This window comes from Thermomonospora umbrina (assembly GCF_003386555.1).
In the GTDB taxonomy this organism is placed as follows: Bacteria; Actinomycetota; Actinomycetes; order Streptosporangiales; family Streptosporangiaceae; genus Thermomonospora; species Thermomonospora umbrina.
Window position 1 is genome coordinate 5342606 of the sequence record NZ_QTTT01000001.1, and the last position, 17853, is coordinate 5360458.

Genomic DNA, 17853 nt, shown 5'->3' on the forward strand with positions numbered 1-17853 from the left:
GACCCTAGGGGACAAGTCCGACGAAACACCCCATCTTCGAGCGGGCCGATGCCAAATGGTGATCTTGATGGCCACCCGTCACTCGGGACGGACCACCGACTCGGTCAGCTCCTCCCCGTCCGCCAGGGCCAGGCAGACGACGGTGCGCTGGTCGTTCTGATACCAGCCGTCCCGGGTCGGCGTGACGTGCGTCAGCCTCAGATCGGCCTGCGGTTCCTCGACCAGGCGCAGCTCGCGCGTGCAGCCGTCCCCGGCGAGCTTCTCGACCTCCCGGACACCGGGGAAGGCCTCACCCGGCAGCTCGAACACGTGCGTCACCTGGCCGTCGTGCCGCCGGTCACAGTCGACGAGGCGCGCGCCGGCGGGCTTCTTCTCAAGGGACGCCGTGAAGCAGTCGGCGCGCCTCAACTCGCCCCACAGCCGGAAGCCGGTGTCGCCGTCCGGCAGCCGCCCGGCGAGGGTGCTCCCGGGAACGGCGGCGACGACGCAGTGGACCCGCCTGTCGCCGCCCTCCCAGCCGGCCGAGGTCGGCGGCACGGCGTAGGCCTGACCGTTCACGATCGGGGCCCGTGTCCCGTAGCGCCGCAGCACGCGTTCCCGACACTCGGCCTGCGAACGGGCCTCGGCGCGCTCCGCCCCGGGCCACGGGCCCTCCGGCAGGGAGAACACGAGGGCCACCTCCGCACCGTGGGGGTCGCCGCACGGAACGACGCGGGAGTCGAGCCGCTGCCCGTTCCAGTCGAGGCAGTCGCCCAGGCTGGGGTTGAACGCGGGCGCCGAGTCCTCCGCCGGCCTGTTCTGGACGGCGAAGCCGACGATCAAGGCGACGATGACCCAGGCGGCGAGCGCCGCGAGACCGCCGGTGACGTGGCCGCGCCCTCGCCCGCCGCCCCGGTCCAACTGACGGGACGCCACGAACGCGAAGATCACGGTAAGGCATCCCATGCCGAGGATCCCGGTGACCAGCGTGGCCACCGCCATCTGGTTCAGTGGCGGCCGGTCGTCGATCGCGTCCTGCGGCGGCAGGTCAGGCCCCGGGGCCGAGGGCATCACGGCGTCGGGCGTCGAGTTCGAGGACGGGTGGTCGTCGTCCGACTCGCCCTTGGGGGTGGGGTCGTCGCCGGGCTCTTTGGTCATGGCGGCAGACCTTAGGGGACGAGGGCGAGGAAACGCCCCGTCCCCCGGGGCTCCGATGCCGAAAGGTGATCAAGGGCGGGCCGTCAGGCGAAGGCGCCGGGCTCCTCCGGACGCTCGCCCTGGATGACCTGCATGACCGCGTTGATCAGCGCCAGATGGGTGAACGCCTGCGGGAAGTTGCCCAGATGGCGTCCGGTGTGGGGGTCGATCTCCTCGGCGTACAACTGGAGCGGGCTGGCGTAGGACAGCAGCTTCTCGCAGAGCCGCTTGGCGCGTTCCAGCTCACCGATCATCACCAGTGAGCTGACGAGCCAGAACGAGCAGATGGTGAACGTGCCCTCCTCCGAGGCGAAACCGTCGTCGGTCTCCTCGTTGCGGTAGCGCAGGACGAGGTCGTCCTCGGTCAGCTCGTTCGCGATCGCCAGCACGGTCTCGCGCACCCGCTTGTCGTCGGCGGGCAGGAAGCCCAGCAGCGGGATCAGCAGCACCGAGGCGTCCAGCGCCTTGGCGCCGTAGTGGGCGGTGAAGACCTCGCGGTGGTCCAGCGCGTTGGCCAGCACGTCGGCGTGGATCTCGTCGGCCGAGCGCTGCCAGCGCACCGCCCGCTCGTGGTCGCCGCGGATGCGCGCCAGCCGGGCCCCGCGGTCGGCGGCCACCCAGCAGAAGACCTTGGAGGAGGTGAAGTGCTGCGGGTCGCCGCGCACCTCCCACATGCCGCAGTCGGGGTTGCGCCAGTTGGCCACGGCCTCCTCGACCTGCTTGACGACGATCTTCCAGAGCCGGTCGTCGAGCCGGTCGCGACGCCGCACGAACAGGTAGATGGAGCCGATGATGGCGCCCCACACGTCGTGCTGGGCCTGGGTGTAGGCGTCGTTGCCGATCCGGACCGGCTGGGCCCCGTCGTATCCGCTCAGGTGGTCGAGCGTGGACTCGGGCAGCTCCTCGCGGCCGTCGACCCCGTACATGATCTGGAGGCGTCCGTCGGCGGCCTCGGCGACGTCGGTGATGAAGTAGAAGAAGTCGTTGGCCTCCCAGTCGAAGCCCAGCGTGTAGAACGCCCACAGCGCCATCGTGGAGTCGCGGATCCACGTGTAGCGGTAGTCCCAGTTGCGTTCGCCCTGGGGGGTCTCGGGCAGGGAGGTCGTGGCGGCGGCGGCCACCGCGCCGGTCGGCGCGAAGGTCAGGCCCTTGAGCGTGAGCGCGCTGCGCTGGAGCTGGCTGCGCCACGGGTGGTCGGGGAAGCGGCCCCGCTCCAGCCAGTGCTGCCAGTGGTGGACCGTCCAGATCAGCCGCTCGTGCGCCTCGGTGTAGGTCTGGGGCGGCTCGTGCTCGCTCCACGACAGCGCCACGAAGCGGGACTCGCCCTGCTTGAGCAGGGTGCGGCCGGTGGCCAGGGACCCCTCGAAGCCCACGTTCATGTCGGTGGTCAGGCGCAGGTTGAGGCCGTTGCCGTGGCACACGGCCTCGTGGTACCCGGCCCCGGTGTGCTGCCACTGGGCGGGCTCGCGGCCGTAGTCGAACACCGGCATGCAGTCGAGCCGGGCCTGGACCTGGCCGTTCACGCAGCGGATCATGCGCAGCAGCACATGGTCGGCGTCGTAGTCGGTGGGTGTCCTGCGGTGCGTCCCGGAACGCTCCGTCTCGTGGTGCCACGGGCCCATCAGCAGTGCGTCGGTCACCACGAGCCAGCCGCCGTGCGTCCACCAGGTGGTCTCCATGACCATGGTCCCGGGGATGTAGCGCTGGGCGGCGGGAACCTCGACCCCGGCCGGACCGACCCGGAAGTAGCCGGCGTCGCGGTCCAGGATCGACCCGAAGACGCTCGGGGAGTCCATCCGCGGCAGGCACATCCACTCCACGTTCCCGCTCGGCGCGACCAGTGCGGTCGTCTCGCAGTCCGAGAGGAACCCGTAGTCGGCGATGGGGGCGAACGGCTCTCCCGCCCTGCCTCCGGCGACCATCGGCCTCACAGCCTCACCTCCTGTTTCCATCATTCCCCCTCACGCGCGGTGCCCGAGACCCGGGAACCGGCGGCCCGTCTGCGACAGGTGTCTGGAATGTCCGATTGGAATAGACCACTAACAGCAGGTTGACCTGCGGAAACGTAGGGCCTGCGCGGGGGTGTCGAACACTGTTCGTGATCGTGGGTACAGTCCCCGCACAAGCGTGGAATCGGAGCGAGAAGGAGCTCCCTGTGCCTAAGTACGTCAAGTACGTCTATGACTTCACCGAGGGCAACAAGGACCTCAAGGAGCTTCTGGGCGGCAAGGGGGCGAACCTGGCCGAGATGACCAACCTCGGCCTGCCCGTGCCCCCCGGGTTCACGATCACCACCGAGGCCTGCCGACACTACCTCGAGCACGGGACCGTTCCCGAGGGACTGCGGACCCAGGTCGACGAGCGGTTGGCCGCCCTGGAGGGGCGGATGGGCAAGCGGCTCGGCCAGGCCGACGACCCGCTGCTGGTGAGCGTGCGGTCCGGGGCGCGGTTCAGCATGCCGGGCATGATGGAGACCGTTCTCAACATCGGCCTGAACGACGCCTCGGTGCACGGGCTGGCCGCGGTCGCGGGCGGGGACGCCGCCAGCGAGCGGTTCGCCTGGGACTCCTACCGGCGGCTGATCCAGATGTTCGGCAAGACCGTGCTGGGTCTGGAGGGCGATCTCTTCGAGGACGCCCTCGACACGCTCAAGCGGGACAAGGGGACCGACAGCGACCTCGCCCTGGACGCCGACGACTTCCGCGCGCTCGTCGCCACGTACAAGGGCATCGTCCGCGAGCACGCCGGCCGGGACTTCCCCGAGGACCCGCGCGAGCAGATGGACCTCGCGGTCAAGGCGGTGTTCGACTCCTGGAACGCCGACCGGGCCATCCTGTACCGCCGGCAGGAGCGCATCCCCGCCGACCTCGGCACGGCCGTGAACGTGTGCTCCATGGTGTTCGGCAACCTCGGCATGGACTCCGGCACCGGCGTCGCCTTCACCCGCGACCCGGCCTCCGGCCGCCAGGGGATCTACGGCGACTACCTGCAGAACGCCCAGGGCGAGGACGTCGTCGCCGGCATCCGCAACACCGTCCCGCTGGCCGACCTGGAGAAGATCGACAAGCGGTCCTACGACGAGCTGCTCGCCATCATGGAGACGCTCGAGAACCACTACCGGGACCTGTGCGACATCGAGTTCACCATCGAGCGCGGCAAACTGTGGATGCTGCAGACCCGGGTCGGCAAGCGCACCGCCGCCGCCGCGTTCTGCATCGCCACCCAGCTCGTGGACCAGGGGCTCATCGGCCTGGACGAGGCGGTCACCCGGGTCACCGGCGGCCAGCTCGCCCAGTTGATGTTCCCCCGCTTCGACGACGCGCGCTCCGGCGACTCCACGCTGCTGACCAAGGGCATGAACGCCTCGCCCGGCGCCGCCGTCGGCAAGGCCGTCTTCTCCTCCGAGCGGGCGACCGAGCTGGCCGAGAAGGGCGAGGACGTCATCCTCGTCCGCCGGGAGACCAACCCCGACGACCTGGCCGGCATGGTCGCCGCCCGGGGGGTGCTGACCTCGCGGGGCGGCAAGACCTCCCACGCGGCCGTGGTCGCCCGCGGGATGGGCAAGACCTGCGTGTGCGGGGCCGAGGAGCTCGACGTGGACGTCCGCGCCGGGCGCTTCACGGCCCCCGGGGGCGTGGTCGTCGCGGAGGGGGACGTGATCTCCATCGACGGCACCAGCGGCGCCGTCTACCTCGGCGAGGTCCCCGTGGTGAACTCCCCGGTGGTGGACTACTTCGAGGGCGACCTGGCCGCCGCCGAGGGCGACGAGCTGGTCAAGGCGGTGGACCGGATCATGGCCTGCGCCGACGAGAAGCGCGCGCTGCGAGTACGGGCCAACGCCGACAACCCCGAGGACGCCGCGCGGGCCCGCCGGTTCGGGGCCCAGGGCATCGGCCTGTGCCGCACCGAGCACATGTTCCTCGGCGACCGCCGGCGGCTGGTGGAGAACCTGGTGCTGGCCGAGACCGACGCGGAACGACGGGCCGCCCTGGACGCGCTGGAGCCCCTCCAACGTCGGGACTTCGCCGGGATCTTCGAGGCCATGGACGGCCTCCCGGTGACCATCAGGCTGATCGACCCGCCGCTGCACGAGTTCCTTCCCGATCTGACCGAGTTGTCGGTCAAGGTGGCGGTCGCCGGAGAGAACGCCGACCCTCAGGACCGCAGGCTGCTGGAGGCGGTGCGCCGCCTGCACGAGCAGAACCCTATGCTCGGCTTGCGCGGCGTGCGGCTGGGTTTGGTTATTTCAGGACTTTTCAGCATGCAGGTCCGGGCCATCGCGGAGGCGGCGGCCGAGCGGAGACTGGCCGGCGGCGACCCCCGGCCGGAGATCATGATCCCGCTGGTGGGCGCGGTGCAGGAGCTGGAGGCCGTCCGCGAGGACGCACTCGGCATCCTGGAGCGCGTCAAGGCCGACACCGGGGTGGACGTGCCCGCCATGATCGGCACCATGATCGAGCTGCCCCGGGCGGCGCTGACCGCCGGACAGATCGCCGAGGCCGCCGAGTTCTTCTCCTTCGGCACCAACGACCTCACCCAGACCACCTGGGGCTTCAGTCGCGACGACGTGGAGGCCGCGTTCTTCGGCCGCTACCTGGAGCTGGGCGTCTTCGGGGTGTCGCCGTTCGAGACCCTGGACCGCGACGGGGTGGGGCGGCTGATCCGCATCGCCGCGGAGGAGGGCCGCCGCACCCGCCCGGACCTCAAGCTCGGCATCTGCGGCGAGCACGGCGGCGACCCGGACTCGGTGCACTTCTGCCACGAGGTCGGCCTGGACTACGTGTCCTGCTCCCCGTTCCGGATCCCGGTGGCGCGGCTGGAGGCCGGCCGGGCCGCGCTCGCGGGCGAGGGGTCCGACAGTCGCTGACCCGGCGGGGGCGCGTCGCGCGGCGCAGGCGTGCCCTCCTCCCCGGCCGGGTATATCACTCGGAAACACGCGAACCCGGGGCGTTCGGCGGACCATCTCACTAGCGTGGTTGGCGCGATGACGTTGGAAGCAGAACTGCCCGATTCCGAGTACCCGGAAACCGACGCGCCGGAGGGCGAACGCCTCGTCCCCGGCCCCGAGGGCGAGAAGACCCGCGAGCGGCGACGCGGCCCGCTGTTCTGGACGATCGCGATCGTCCTGGGGCTGCTGGCCTTCGTGATCCTCACCCCGCTGACCGTGGGCTGGCGGGTCTGGTACCAGGCCCGACAGGACGAGACGCCCAGGTCGGACGCCATCGTGGTGCTCGGTGCCGCCCAGTACAACGGGCGTCCCTCGCCGACCCTGCGGTGGCGGCTGGAGCACGCCGTGCGGTTGTACCGGGACGGCGTGGCCCCGGCGATCGTCACCGTCGGCGGCAAGATGCCCGGCGACAACTTCACCGAGGCCGACGCCGGGCGCATGTGGCTGATCAGGGAGCGGAACGTTCCCGCCGACAAGGTCGTGTCCGTGCCGGTGGGCAACGACACCCTGGAGAGCATGCGGGCCGTCGGGACGCGCTTCAAGGCCCTCCGCTGGGACTCGGCGGTGATCGTCACCGACCCCTGGCACGGCCTGCGGTCCAAGAAGATGGCCGAGGACCAGGGCATCGACGCCGCCGCCTCGCCGACGCGCAGCGGCCCCAGCGTCCAGACCCGCGACACCCAGTTCAACTACATCGTCCGCGAGACCGGCGGGTACCTGTCGTACGTGCTCTTCGGCCGCAGCGTCAGGTCGCCGGCCGAGCTGCGGCCCTCGCTGACACCCTCGTGACATCACCGATCCATCGGGATGACACGGACACGATCTACCCTGGGGATGGATGAGCGGATATTCGGACAGTGATCGGGCGCGGTGGGCCGCCGAGCCGCCCAAGCGTCGTGACCGCACGGCCTTCGAGCGGGACCGGGCGCGGGTGCTGCACAGCGCCGCGCTGCGGCGACTGGCGGCCAAGACGCAGGTGGCCGACCCGGGCTCGGACGACTTCCTGCGGACCCGGCTGACGCACTCGCTGGAGTGCGCCCAGGTGGGCCGGGAGCTCGGCAAGTCGCTGGGCTGCGACCCGGACCTGGTGGAGACGGCCTGCCTGTGCCACGACATCGGGCACCCCCCGTTCGGCCACAACGGCGAGTCCGCCCTCGACGCGGTCGCCCAGGCCTGCGGCGGCTTCGAGGGCAACGCCCAGAGCCTGCGGATCCTCACGCGGCTGGAGCCCAAGTCGTTCGGGCCGGAAGGCCGCAGCGTGGGGCTCAACCTGACGCGGGCGTCCCTCGACGCGGTGATGAAGTACCCGTGGCGCAGGGGGGAGCCCCCGTCCCTCGGCAAGCGCGACGGGTCCGGCGGCCCGTACGGGATCTACGACGACGACGCCGACGTGGCCGCCTGGGTCCGCGAGGACGCCCCGGAGGGGCGGCTCTGCCTGGAGGCCCAGGTCATGGACTGGGCCGACGACGTCGCGTACTCCGTCCACGACCTGGAGGACGCCCTCGTCGCCGGGCACGTCGACTTCGCCCTGCTGGGCGACCCGGCCGAGCGCAGGCAGGTCGCCAAGACGGCCGCCAAGCTGTACTGCGACGCCGACATCGCCGAGCTGGAGGAGACCTTCGCCCGGCTGCTGGACGAGCCGTACTGGCCGGATCGCTACGACGGCACCAACCGCGCGCTGGCGGCCCTCAAGAACCTCACCAGCACGCTGATCGGCCGGTTCTGCCTGGCCGCCGAGGACGCCACCCGACAGGCGTACGGCCCCGGCGCGCTGACCCGGTACGCCGCCGACCTGATCGTGCCCCGGCGGCAGCGGCTGGAGTGCGCCCTGCTCAAGGGCGTGACCGCGCACTACGTGTGGATCAGCCACGAGGCCAGCCGGGCCCGACAGCGCGAGCTGATCCTGGAGCTGGCGGAGCTGCTGGCCGGGGGCGCCCCCGACACCCTGGACCCGCCGTTCCGGGCCGCCTGGGAGGACGCCGGCGACGACGTCGCCCGGCTGCGGGCCGTGGTCGACCAGATCGCGTCGCTGACCGACACCTCCGCGATCGCCCTGTACGGCCGGCTGCGGGACGCCGCCTGATCGTGCGGGATCGCGTCGTCGCGGCGGTGATCGGCTGCGCCCTCCTGACGGGGATCGCCGTGGAGTACACCGTCCGGGCGGCCCACCGCGGGCGCGGGCCGGCGGCCTCGGCCGGGTCGTCGTTCGACCTGCGGGCGGGTCGACTGGTCGTCCGCGACATGACCCCCGGGCCCGGCCGGGGACGGATCTCGGCCGTCGCGGGCTCGACGCGCACGTCCGTCGGGCCGCGCTGCGTCCGTTTCCACGCCGCCGCCGGGACGGGCGTCTGCCTGAACACCGATCCGGGGCCGATCCCGCGCACCTACGCGGCCGTCCTCGACCGGACCCTGCGCGAGGCGCGGCGGGTGCCGCTGCCGGGCGTGCCGAGCCGCGCCCGGGTCTCCGCGAGCGGTCGGATGATCGCCTGGACGGTGTTCGTGCAGGGCGACTCGTACACCTCCGCGAGCTTCTCGACCAGGACGGGGATCCTCGACACCCGTACCGGGCGGACGAGGACGAACATCGAGGACATCCCGCTCACCCTCGACGGCCACCGCCACACCTCCCCGGACGTCAACTACTGGGGCGTCACGTTCGCCCGCGACGACACCCGCTTCTACGCGACGGTGTCCACCAAGGGCCGCACCCACCTGGTGGAGGGCGACTACGCGAGGTGGACGGCGCGGACGCTGCGGGAGAACGCCGAATGTCCCTCGCTGGCGCCCGACGGCCGCCGACTGGTCTACAAGAAGCGGGTCTCCGCCGACCCGGCCGACCCGTGGCGGCTGTACGTGCTCGATCTGCGGACGATGCGGGAGACCCGGCTGGCCGAGCGTCGCACCGTGGACGACCAGGCGGCGTGGCTGGACGACCGTACGGTGATGTACGCCAGGCCGCGCGGCGCGGGGGGTTCGGACGTGTGGGCGGTGCCCGCCGACGGCTCCGGCGCGCCCCGGATCCTGGTCCCCGACGCGGCCTCGCCCGTCCTCCTGCGCTGACCCGCCGCACGACACGCCCCCCGGGAGTGTCCCAACCGTCTCCCCAACGTGATCTAGTGCCTCTACCCTTTGTCGCACTTCGTCGCGCGTTTCGTGGTGTGACGGTGGGCATTGCGAGGGAGTGGCGGATCCGGTGGCGTGGCGGGCCGAGATGGACGGCACGGTCGTCCGGTTGGTGGTGGCGGACGAGACGGTCTACGCCGGGAGCGGGCCGCAGGTCTCGGCGTTCGACGCGGCCACCGGCGAGGATCTGTGGAGCATCGACACCGGCACCCCGGGACCGTTCCGAGTCGCCGACGGGGTCGTCTACGCCACGGGCGGCGGCCATGTCCGCGCGATCGACGCGCGGACCGGGGCCGAGCGGTGGCGGTTCCGCGACGTCGTCGCCGTCATGCCGGCGGCGGCCGGCGGACGGGTCTGTGTCATCGGCCGCAGCCCCCGCTGGGGCCGCACCCTGCACGTCCTCAACGCCCGCAACGGCGTCGAGAAGTGGCGGCTGGAGGCCGACCTGAAGCTGTCGGCGCCCGCGACCGACGGCGACCTCGTCATGGTGGGGCACGCCGACGGGCTGCTGCAGGCGCTGCGGGCCCGCAACGGCCGCGAACGCTGGCGGATCGAGCCGGACGTCTGGCATCCGGACTGGCCGGAGCGCGGCGGCGCGATCGAGGTGCTCGGGCTGGCCGACGACCTGCTCTACCTGGCGGGACTGCCCTACGATCCGCCCCCGCTGGGCTTCGCGGCGGCGGTCGACGTCCGCACCGGCCGGGAGCGGTGGCAGGCCGTCGCCTCGTACGACCCGGGCTCCGGGCTGCCCGGCGAGGGCGATCCGCCCACCGCGGAGGCGCCCGGCGGGGTGTGCTTCGGCGAGCCGGGGCGGCTGACCTACATGGCGGCGGTCGGCGGCCCACCCCGCGAGTACCGGTTCTCCGAGGAGACGCCGCTCTCGCCGCCCGTGATGATCGGCGGTCTGGTGTGCGCGGGCACCGCCGGTCAGCTCATCGAGGCGTTCGACGCCGCCACCGGCCGGCGGGAGTGGGTCGTCAAGGACGTGCTGCGGCCGGCGACCGCGCCCCCGCCCCCGTTGGCGGTGTGGCGCGACCGGCTGCTGGTCGGCGGGCACCGCCGGATCTACCACGTCGACCCCCGGACCGGCGCCGCCATCCCGGTGTGAGCGAGGGTCCGCGCCCGGCCATCGGGCCTGCTCCGGTAAGGTCTGGCGGAGTGAACACCCTGCAGCGGTCCCGGCCGGTCCCGGTCACCGCGCGGCGCCCGTCCTTCCTGCGCGAGCTGCTGCGCTTCGGCACGGTCGGCACCCTCGGAACCGTGATCACCATCGGCGGCGCCAACCTGATGCGCGGCCGGGTCTGGGAGGGCCCGATCGTCACGGTGCTGCTCCCCACGATGGTCGCCACGCTGTTCTCCTACCTCGCCAACCGGCACTGGACGTTCCGGCACCGCGACAGCGACGGCTCCGGGCGCGAGATGGCGGTGTTCTTCGGCCTCAACGGCGTCGGGATGCTGATCCAGGCGCTGTGCGCCGGCTTCACCTTCTACACGCTGGGCCTGCGGGACGCGGTCTCCTACAACGTCGCCCTGCTGGTGGGCCTCGGTCTGGCGTCCGGGTGGCGCTACTGGTCGTACCGGAAGTGGGTCTTCACCCCCGCCGCCCCCGCGTGACCATGCCCGACCACGCATGACCGGCCGGCGGAGGAGTGGGAGGGGCACCGCCCCGCCGTCTTCGGCGCCGCCTACCGCATCCTGGGGAGCGTCGCCGACGCCGAGGACGTGGTGCAGGACGTGTGGCTGCGCGCCGCCGGGGCCTCCCTCGACGATGTGCGGGACCTGCGCGCCTGGCCGGCCACCGTGGCCGCCCGCCGCTCGTACGACCTGCTGACCTCGGCCCGGGCGCTGCGGGAGGGCTACGTCGGGCCCTGGCTGCTCGGCCCGGACGCCGTTCTCGTCACCGACGGCGGGGGCAGGGCGTTCGCCGCCCGCAAGCTCATCCGCGGGGCGCTGCGGGTCGCGGAGGTCCTGCTCCGCGTGGCCGCCCGCCGCCCGGGCTACGCGGTGCCGGTTCCGGCCGAGATCAACGGCGACCCGGGCCTGCTGCCGTACGGCGACGGCGTGCCCGTCGGCGTCGACGTCGCCGAGATCCGCGACGGGCGGATCGTCGCCTACCGCCGGATCCTCAACCCGGACAAGCTCACGGGTGTGCGACGGGGCCTTCCGTCCACCGGGGCGTCTTCGGCGGCGCGTCCCTAGTCGGTTTTTCCGAGGGCCGTTGAATGGGCCATTATCTGTGCATTTCCATGCCCTTTTCCCTGAGTCGGGTTTCGGTAAACACGCCGGGTCGGGCCGATACGGGACGACTTCGCGATCTTGTCCATGATCGGGCCCCGTGTCACCCTCTGATCATCACCGGACGAAAAGAGCGGCTGCAGCGGTGAGGCGCTGCAGCCGCGACGCTCACACCCTTCCCGAACTTCCGATCCAGGAGACGAAGTGAGAGCAATCCGGAGTCTAGCGCTGTTCGTCTGCACACTATGCCTCGCCGCGCTCGCGGCCGTCGGCGTCGTTCCCGCCGCGGCGGCGACGACCGCCTTCGATCCCGCACTGTACTGGAACGGTGTCCTGCTCGACACGTACCGCCAGGTCGGGGGTGCGCCGGGGCCGCTCGCCCGGACGGCGGCGATGATGCACGGCGTCATCTACGAGGCGCATGTGCTGGCCAATCCCTACTCCTGCGGAGACGACAAGCTCCGCCCGAACAAGGTCGCCGCCAGTGCCGAGGCGGCCTACCAGGTGCTCCGCGCGGTTTATCCGGCGATCGATTTCGCCGATGAGCGCGACCACGCGCTCTCGCAGGTCCCGGCGACCGAAGCGGGGCTGGTGACCTTTTCCCGAGAGGTCGCACGTTGCATTTCGGATGTCATGCTGACCAGGCGCGCACAGGACGGCGGTGCCTTCGACCCGTCCTACACGGTGGGCACCCGCCCCGGCGACTGGCGGGAGACGGGTTCCGGTTCGGCCGCCACACCGAAATGGGGCACGCTGCCCCCGTTCTGCCTGACCTCGGGTTCGCAGTTCCGGCCGGGTCTGCCGGGCGGGGTCACCTCGCTGGACGGGTTGCTGCGCAGCCGGCGCTACGCCGACGCCGTCAACGAGGTCAAGCGACTCGGGCGGCGCGACGCCTCCGCGCAGGACCGCACCGCCGAACAGACCGAGATCGCGTTCTTCTGGGCCAACGACCTGGACGGCACGTACAAGCCGCCGGGCCAGCACCTGGACCACACCCGGCAGGTGTCGGTCGACCGTGGGCTGACCCCGCAGCAGAACGCCCGGCTGTTCGCGCTGGTCTCGTACGCGCTGGCCGACGCGGCCGTCACCGCGTGGAACACCAAGTACGACTCCGACGTCGACCTGTGGCGGCCCGAGAGCGCGATCGCGCTCGCGGGAACGGACGGGAACCCCGCGACCGAGCCGGAGAGCGGCTGGCGGCCGCTGTCGCAGAACCGCGCGGGGGTCTCCTTCTCGCCGCCCTTCCCCGCCTACGTCTCCGGTCACGCGACCCTCGCCGGGGCCTGGGCCGGCGCCATGCGGCGCTACTTCGGCACCGACGCGATCTCGTTCGTCGGTGGGACCGACGACCCGAAGGCGGTCGGCGTCACCCGTCGGTTCACCTCGTTCAGCCAGGCCGCGCGCGAGGACGCCGACAGCCGCATCTATCTCGGCGTGCACTACCGGTTCGACGCGGACAACGGACTGTCGTCCGGGGAGAACGTCGCCGGCCACGTCTTCGACAACTGTGTTCGCCTGACGTAGGCGGCCCATGAGGAGGGGGCCGCGGCGGTCGCCGCGGCCCCCTCGCCCTCGGTGGGTCAGTCGAAGTAGTTCGGCTGGGTCTGGACGTTCAGCTCATCGAGCCGGACCCTCTTGCCCGGGTCGGTGCGCGGGTCGTCGATCTCCAGGACGTCCAGGCCCTTCTGGATGTCGTTGGAGTAGATGTATCCGTTGTAGTAGTACGCCGACCACGAGCCGCCGAGCGGGCTGATGGTGTCGGACCACGGGCCGCGCTCGAAGAAGCCGATCTCCTTGGGCCTGCGGGAGTCGGTGAAGTCCCAGACGGAGATGCCGCCCTGGTACCAGGCCTGGACCATGATGTCGCGGCCCTTGACGGGGATCAGCGAGCCGTTGTGGGCCACGCAGTTCTCGGTGTCGGCGTTCGGGCGGGAGATCTTGTAGTAGCTGCGGAACTCCATCCGCCGCTCGTCGCCCTTGCCGACGATCTCGTAGATCGCGTTGGCGCCCTTCTCCGGGCCGATGGCCGTGTTGCAGGTGGCCGCGCTGCCGCCGCCCAGCTCGTCGGTGAAGACGATCTTGTTCGCCCGGTTGTTGAACGACGCCGAGTGCCAGAACGCGAAGTTCTCGTCGTCGCGCACGATGTCGATGACGCGCGGCTCCCTGGGGTCGGAGACGTCGAACAGCACGCCGTCGCCCATGCAGGCCCCGGCCATCAGGTCCTTGTCCGGGTAGGTGGTCAGGTCGTGGCAGCCGCTGGTCGCCCGGGTGCCCTCGGGGTACGGCCTGCCGTCGCCGGGGTTGCCGCCGTCGGGGAACAGCACCGGCTCGGCCACCACCTCGGCGGCGGCCGGGTTCCGGTGCGGCACCTTGATGATGGAGATCTTGTCGTGCGGCTCCCGGCAGTCGGGGCCCGTTCCGGTGGACGGCACGCTCGGGAGGTACGAGGAGACGTACAGGAACGTCTCGCCGCGCTTTCCGGGCATCAGGGTGTGGGTGTGGGAGCCGCACTCGCTCTCGATGGCCTTGACGTAGCGGGGGTTGCGGACGTCGCTGATGTCGAAGATCTTGATGCCCTCCCAGGAGGACGCGTCGGCGACCTTCCCGGGGGCGCTCTGGCAGGAGTCGTCGGTGCGCGGCGCGTCGGTCGACAGGAACAGCAGGTTCCCGGCGATCGACACGTCGTTCTGCGAGCCCGGGCAGCTCACCTGGCTCACGATCTTCGGCCGGGCGGGCCGTGCGATGTCGTACACGACGAAGCCGTCATAGTTGCCGGCGAACGCGTAGCGGCCCTTGAAGGCCAGGTCGGAGTTGTACGCGGACGGGGCGGCGAACGGCCCCTGCTTGGGGACGTTCACCAGATGGCGCATGTTCGGGCTCTTGACGATCTCGTCCTTGCCGGGGATGTCGGCGGACGAGGCGGGGGCCGCGAGCAGGCCCGCCAGCACGAGCGGTATCGCGGTGAGCGATCCGAACAGCGCGCCCCGGGTTCTTCTCCGTTCCAGGAATGACACCACCTGGTAGCTCCTTTGTGGATCCCCCGAAAACCGACACTGATCACGAGGAGTATCACTCGTGACACACAGGCTGAGAAGGGGCGAACCGTTTCGTGAGCGCACCGAGACCGGACCCGTACACAGGCCAGGGGCCCCCGGTCGTCCGGGGGCCCCTGGAGGTGCTGCGTCGGTGCGGTGCGGTCAGTCGAAGTAATCCGGCTGGGTCTGCACGTTCAGCAGGTCGAGTCGCACCCGCTTGCCCTTGTCGGTGCGCCTGTCGGTGATGTCGAGGACGTCGAAGCCCTTCTGGATGTCGCTGGAGTAGATGTATCCGTTGTAGTAGTACGCCGACCAGGAGCCGCCGAGGATCGACTGGGTCGTCGACAGCGGGCCGCGCTCGAAGAAGCCGATCTCCTTGGGCCTGCGGGAGTCGGTGAAGTCCCAGACGGAGATGCCGCCCTGGTACCAGGCCTGGACCATGATGTCGCGGCCCTTGACCGGGATCAGCGAGCCGTTGTGGGCCACGCAGTTCTCGGTGTCCGCGTTGGTCCGGCTGATCTTGTAGTAGCTGCGGAAGACCAGCTTGCGCTCGCTCCCCTTGCCGACGATGTCGTAGATGGCGTTCGCGCCCTTGTTCGGCCCCACGACCGGGTTGCAGGTCGCGCCCGCGCCGCCGCCGAGCTCGTCGGTGAAGACCACCTTGTCACCGCGGGCGTTGAACGTCGCGGAGTGCCAGAACGCGAAGTTCGCGGTGTCCCGGACGACGGTGATGACCTCGGGCTTGGCCGGGTCGGAGATGTCGAACAGCGCGCCGTCGCCCATGCAGGCGCCTGCCGCCAGGTTCAGCTTCGGGTAGGCGGTGATGTCGTGGCAGCCGGTGGTCGGGTACGAGGTGTCGCCGCCGCCGGGGTTGCCGCCGTCGGGGAACAGCACCGGCGTGGCCACCACGGCCGCCGACGTCGGGGCCTTCAGCGGCACCTTGACGATGGAGATCTGGTCGAACGGGTACTGGCAGTCCGGCCCGACCGAGCCGGGGCCCAACAGGTAGGAGGAGACGTACACGTAGACGGAGCCGCGGTCACGGCCCTTGCCCGGCACCAGCGTGTGGGTGTGCGAGCCGCACTGCGTCTCGACGGACTTGACGTAGCGCGGGTTGCGGACGTCGCTGATGTCGAAGATCTTGATGCCCTCCCAGGAGGACGCGTCGGCGACCTTCCCGGGGGCGCTCTGGCAGGAGTCGTCGCTGCGGGCGGCGTCGGTCGACAGGAACAGCAGGTTCCCGGCGATCGACACGTCGTTCTGGGCCCCGACGCAGCTCACCTGGCTGACGATCTTCGGCCGGGCGGGCCGGCCGATGTCATAGACGGTGAAACCGTTGTAGTTGCCCGTCACCGCGTAGCGGTCCTTGAACACCAGGTCGGTGCCGTAGGCGTTCACGGCGCCGAAGTCGCCCTGTTTGGGCAGGTTGGCCAGGTGCTTCATGTTGGGGCTCTTGACGATCTCGTCCACGCCGGGGACGTCGTCCGACGAGGCCGGGACGGCCAGCACGCCGGACAGCGCGAGCACGAGCCCGGTGAGCGTGCCCAGGACGGCCCGTCGCGCGGATCTCTGTCTGAGTGCTGAGGCCACGCTGTGCTCCTTTGCGGAAAGGTACCCCCCGAACTCTTGACCCACGGAGTATTCCCCGACGTGTCGTATTACGCCAGACCTTTGACCACTTGTGAGCATCTCGATATCGGCGGGCCTTTTGCGGTGAGTCGTGCGGTGGGTACCGTCCCCTGCGTCGGCACACGAAGGGTGGAGAGCTTGAGCGGAGTGCGAAGGGCGCGGAACGGCGGGGTCCCGGTCCTGGCTGCGGTCCTGGCGGCGGGCCTGCTGAGCGGGTGCGCCGGCGACGACGAGCCGGCGGCGGCGCCCAAGGCCACGATGATCGTCCCGGGCCGGCCCGGAGAGCCCAACCGGACCGTCACGGCCGGGCCGACCAAGGCGGCGCCGCCCACGGCCGCCGAGATCACGTTCGTTCAGATGATGATCCCGCACCACCGGCAGGCGCTGGAGATGTCGGTGCTGGCGCCCGGGCAGGCGTCCGACGCCAAGGTGAAGGCGCTGGCCGAGCGGATCGACGTGTCCCAGGGTGCGGAGATCTCGGCCATGCAGTCGTGGCTGAGGCAGGCCACGGGGGGCCGGCCGGGCGGCGGTCACGGGGGCCACGGCGGGCACGGCGCGCCCTCGGCGGGCCCGTCGCACGCGAACATGCCCGGCATGGCCACCCCGGAGCAGTTGACGCGACTGCAGGCGGCGCGGGGCGAGGAGTTCGACCGGCTCTACCTGAACCTGATGATCAAGCACCACGAGGGCGCCCTGGTGATGGCCCGCGACGTGCTGGCCCAGGGCACCGACGTGGTGGTGCAGGAACTGGCCAAGGACGTGCTCACCTCGCAGCAGGCCGAGATCGTCCGGATGCGCGACCTGCTGCGCGCGTGAGCCGGTCGGCCCCCGTCAGTCCCGGCCGACCCGTTCGCGCACCCGGGCGAGCAGGTCGGTCACCCGGTGCGGCTCGAACGCGGAGTAGATCACATGGTCGACGCCGCGCTCACCGAGCCGCCCGGCGACCTCGACCGCCTCCTCCACCGACGTGTCCGGCGTGATGATCGTCAGCACGGTCTTCTCGATCTCCTCGTACGGGCGGCCCTCCCGTTCGCAGTGCTCCCTGAGCACCCGGAGCTTGTGCGGCAGTTCCTCGCCGTCGGACAGGTTGCACGCGTCGGCGTACTTGGCGACGAACCGCAGCGTCTTCTTCTCGCCGCCGCCGCCCACGAGGATCCGCGGGTGCGGACGCCGCAGCGACTGCGGAGAGTTCAGCGGGCGCTCGAGGGTGTGGTGCCGGCCGCGGTACGGGCTCTCGTCGCCCTTCCACATCTGCAGGGCGATCTGCAGGGTCTCCTCCAGTTGCTCGAAGCGCTCGGCGGTCGGCGGGAACGGCAGGCCGAGCCCCACGGACTCCTCCTCGTTCCAGGCCGCGCCGATGGCGAGCCAGGCCCGGCCGCCCGACAGCACGTCCAACGTCGTCACCGTCTTCACCAGCACCCCGGGATGTCGGAAGATCACGCCGGTGACCATGGTGCCGAGGGTGATCCGTTCGGTGAGCGCGGCGGCGTACGCGAGCGCGGTGTACGCCTCCAGCATCGGGTCCTCGACGGGCCCCACGTGGGGGATCTGAAAGAAGTGGTCCATCACCCACAGGCTGTCGAGCCCGCCCTGATCGGCGTCACGGGCGATGCGGCCGAACTCGGGGCCGATCTGCTCGACACCGCCGGGGAACGTGAACGCGGGAATCTGAAGACCGATGCGCATGCGCGTCTCCTTATCGTCGTG

General features: G+C 71.1%; 13 protein-coding genes and 1 pseudogene. 9 read left to right on the plus strand and 5 right to left on the minus strand.

What is annotated here, in order from left to right:
- Positions 1 to 78: 78 nt before the first annotated feature.
- Together DFJ69_RS23810 and DFJ69_RS23815 are read right to left on the minus strand one after the other, a co-directional pair.
- Positions 79 to 1137, minus strand: coding sequence for a septum formation family protein (locus DFJ69_RS23810; RefSeq protein WP_116024649.1), 1059 nt, complete (start codon positions 1135 to 1137; stop codon positions 79 to 81).
- A gap of 83 nt (positions 1138 to 1220) precedes the next feature.
- Positions 1221 to 3098 (minus strand): glycoside hydrolase family 15 protein, encoded by a 1878-nt coding sequence (locus tag DFJ69_RS23815; protein ID WP_116024650.1) that lies wholly within the window; start codon positions 3096 to 3098, stop codon positions 1221 to 1223.
- Positions 3099 to 3331: 233 nt separating this feature from the next.
- Here DFJ69_RS23815 and ppdK point away from each other — a divergent pair, with 233 nt between their 5' ends.
- From ppdK to DFJ69_RS23855, 8 genes and pseudogenes are all read left to right on the plus strand, one after another.
- Complete coding sequence (gene ppdK, locus DFJ69_RS23820; protein WP_116024651.1) at positions 3332 to 6043, plus strand: pyruvate, phosphate dikinase; 2712 nt, start codon at positions 3332 to 3334, stop codon at positions 6041 to 6043.
- A gap of 117 nt (positions 6044 to 6160) precedes the next feature.
- Positions 6161 to 6913 carry a YdcF family protein gene (locus DFJ69_RS23825; RefSeq protein ID WP_116024652.1) on the plus strand — a complete coding sequence of 251 codons (753 nt, stop codon included), beginning with the start codon at positions 6161 to 6163 and terminating at the stop codon, positions 6911 to 6913.
- A 49-nt stretch (positions 6914 to 6962) separates the two neighbouring features.
- Positions 6963 to 8207, plus strand: coding sequence for a deoxyguanosinetriphosphate triphosphohydrolase (locus DFJ69_RS23830; RefSeq protein WP_116024653.1), 1245 nt, complete (start codon positions 6963 to 6965; stop codon positions 8205 to 8207).
- A 2-nt stretch (positions 8208 to 8209) separates the two neighbouring features.
- The gene (locus DFJ69_RS23835) at positions 8210 to 9184 is read left to right on the plus strand and encodes a TolB-like translocation protein (protein WP_116024654.1); all 975 of its coding nucleotides are present in this window, start codon (positions 8210 to 8212) and stop codon (positions 9182 to 9184) included.
- A 133-nt stretch (positions 9185 to 9317) separates the two neighbouring features.
- Positions 9318 to 10355, plus strand: a complete 1038-nt coding sequence (locus DFJ69_RS23840; RefSeq protein WP_170177754.1) for a PQQ-like beta-propeller repeat protein — start codon at positions 9318 to 9320, stop codon at positions 10353 to 10355.
- A gap of 50 nt (positions 10356 to 10405) precedes the next feature.
- Positions 10406 to 10861, plus strand: coding sequence for a GtrA family protein (locus DFJ69_RS23845; RefSeq protein ID WP_116024656.1), 456 nt, complete (start codon positions 10406 to 10408; stop codon positions 10859 to 10861).
- A gap of 51 nt (positions 10862 to 10912) precedes the next feature.
- A pseudogene (locus DFJ69_RS23850) lies at positions 10913 to 11446 on the plus strand (sigma factor); the annotation flags it as partial.
- Between the two features lie 240 nt (positions 11447 to 11686).
- Positions 11687 to 13006, plus strand: coding sequence for a vanadium-dependent haloperoxidase (locus tag DFJ69_RS23855; protein WP_116024658.1), 1320 nt, complete (start codon positions 11687 to 11689; stop codon positions 13004 to 13006).
- 56 nt (positions 13007 to 13062) lie between these two features.
- On the opposite strand, the gene DFJ69_RS23860 is transcribed toward DFJ69_RS23855, so the two are convergent.
- On the minus strand, positions 13063 to 14496 hold the full coding sequence (locus DFJ69_RS23860; RefSeq protein WP_425453425.1) for an LVIVD repeat-containing protein: 1434 nt from the start codon (positions 14494 to 14496) through the stop codon (positions 13063 to 13065).
- A gap of 183 nt (positions 14497 to 14679) precedes the next feature.
- Complete coding sequence (locus DFJ69_RS23865; RefSeq protein ID WP_211328720.1) at positions 14680 to 16107, minus strand: LVIVD repeat-containing protein; 1428 nt, start codon at positions 16105 to 16107, stop codon at positions 14680 to 14682.
- Between the two features lie 186 nt (positions 16108 to 16293).
- Here DFJ69_RS23865 and DFJ69_RS23870 point away from each other — a divergent pair, with 186 nt between their 5' ends.
- Positions 16294 to 16962: a DUF305 domain-containing protein gene (locus DFJ69_RS23870; protein ID WP_245974776.1), complete on the plus strand. Its 669-nt coding sequence runs from the start codon at positions 16294 to 16296 to the stop codon at positions 16960 to 16962.
- A 15-nt stretch (positions 16963 to 16977) separates the two neighbouring features.
- Here the strand turns inward: DFJ69_RS23870 and DFJ69_RS23875 are convergent, their stop codons facing one another.
- Positions 16978 to 17832: an LLM class F420-dependent oxidoreductase gene (locus DFJ69_RS23875; protein ID WP_116024659.1), complete on the minus strand. Its 855-nt coding sequence runs from the start codon at positions 17830 to 17832 to the stop codon at positions 16978 to 16980.
- Positions 17833 to 17853 lie beyond the last annotated feature (21 nt).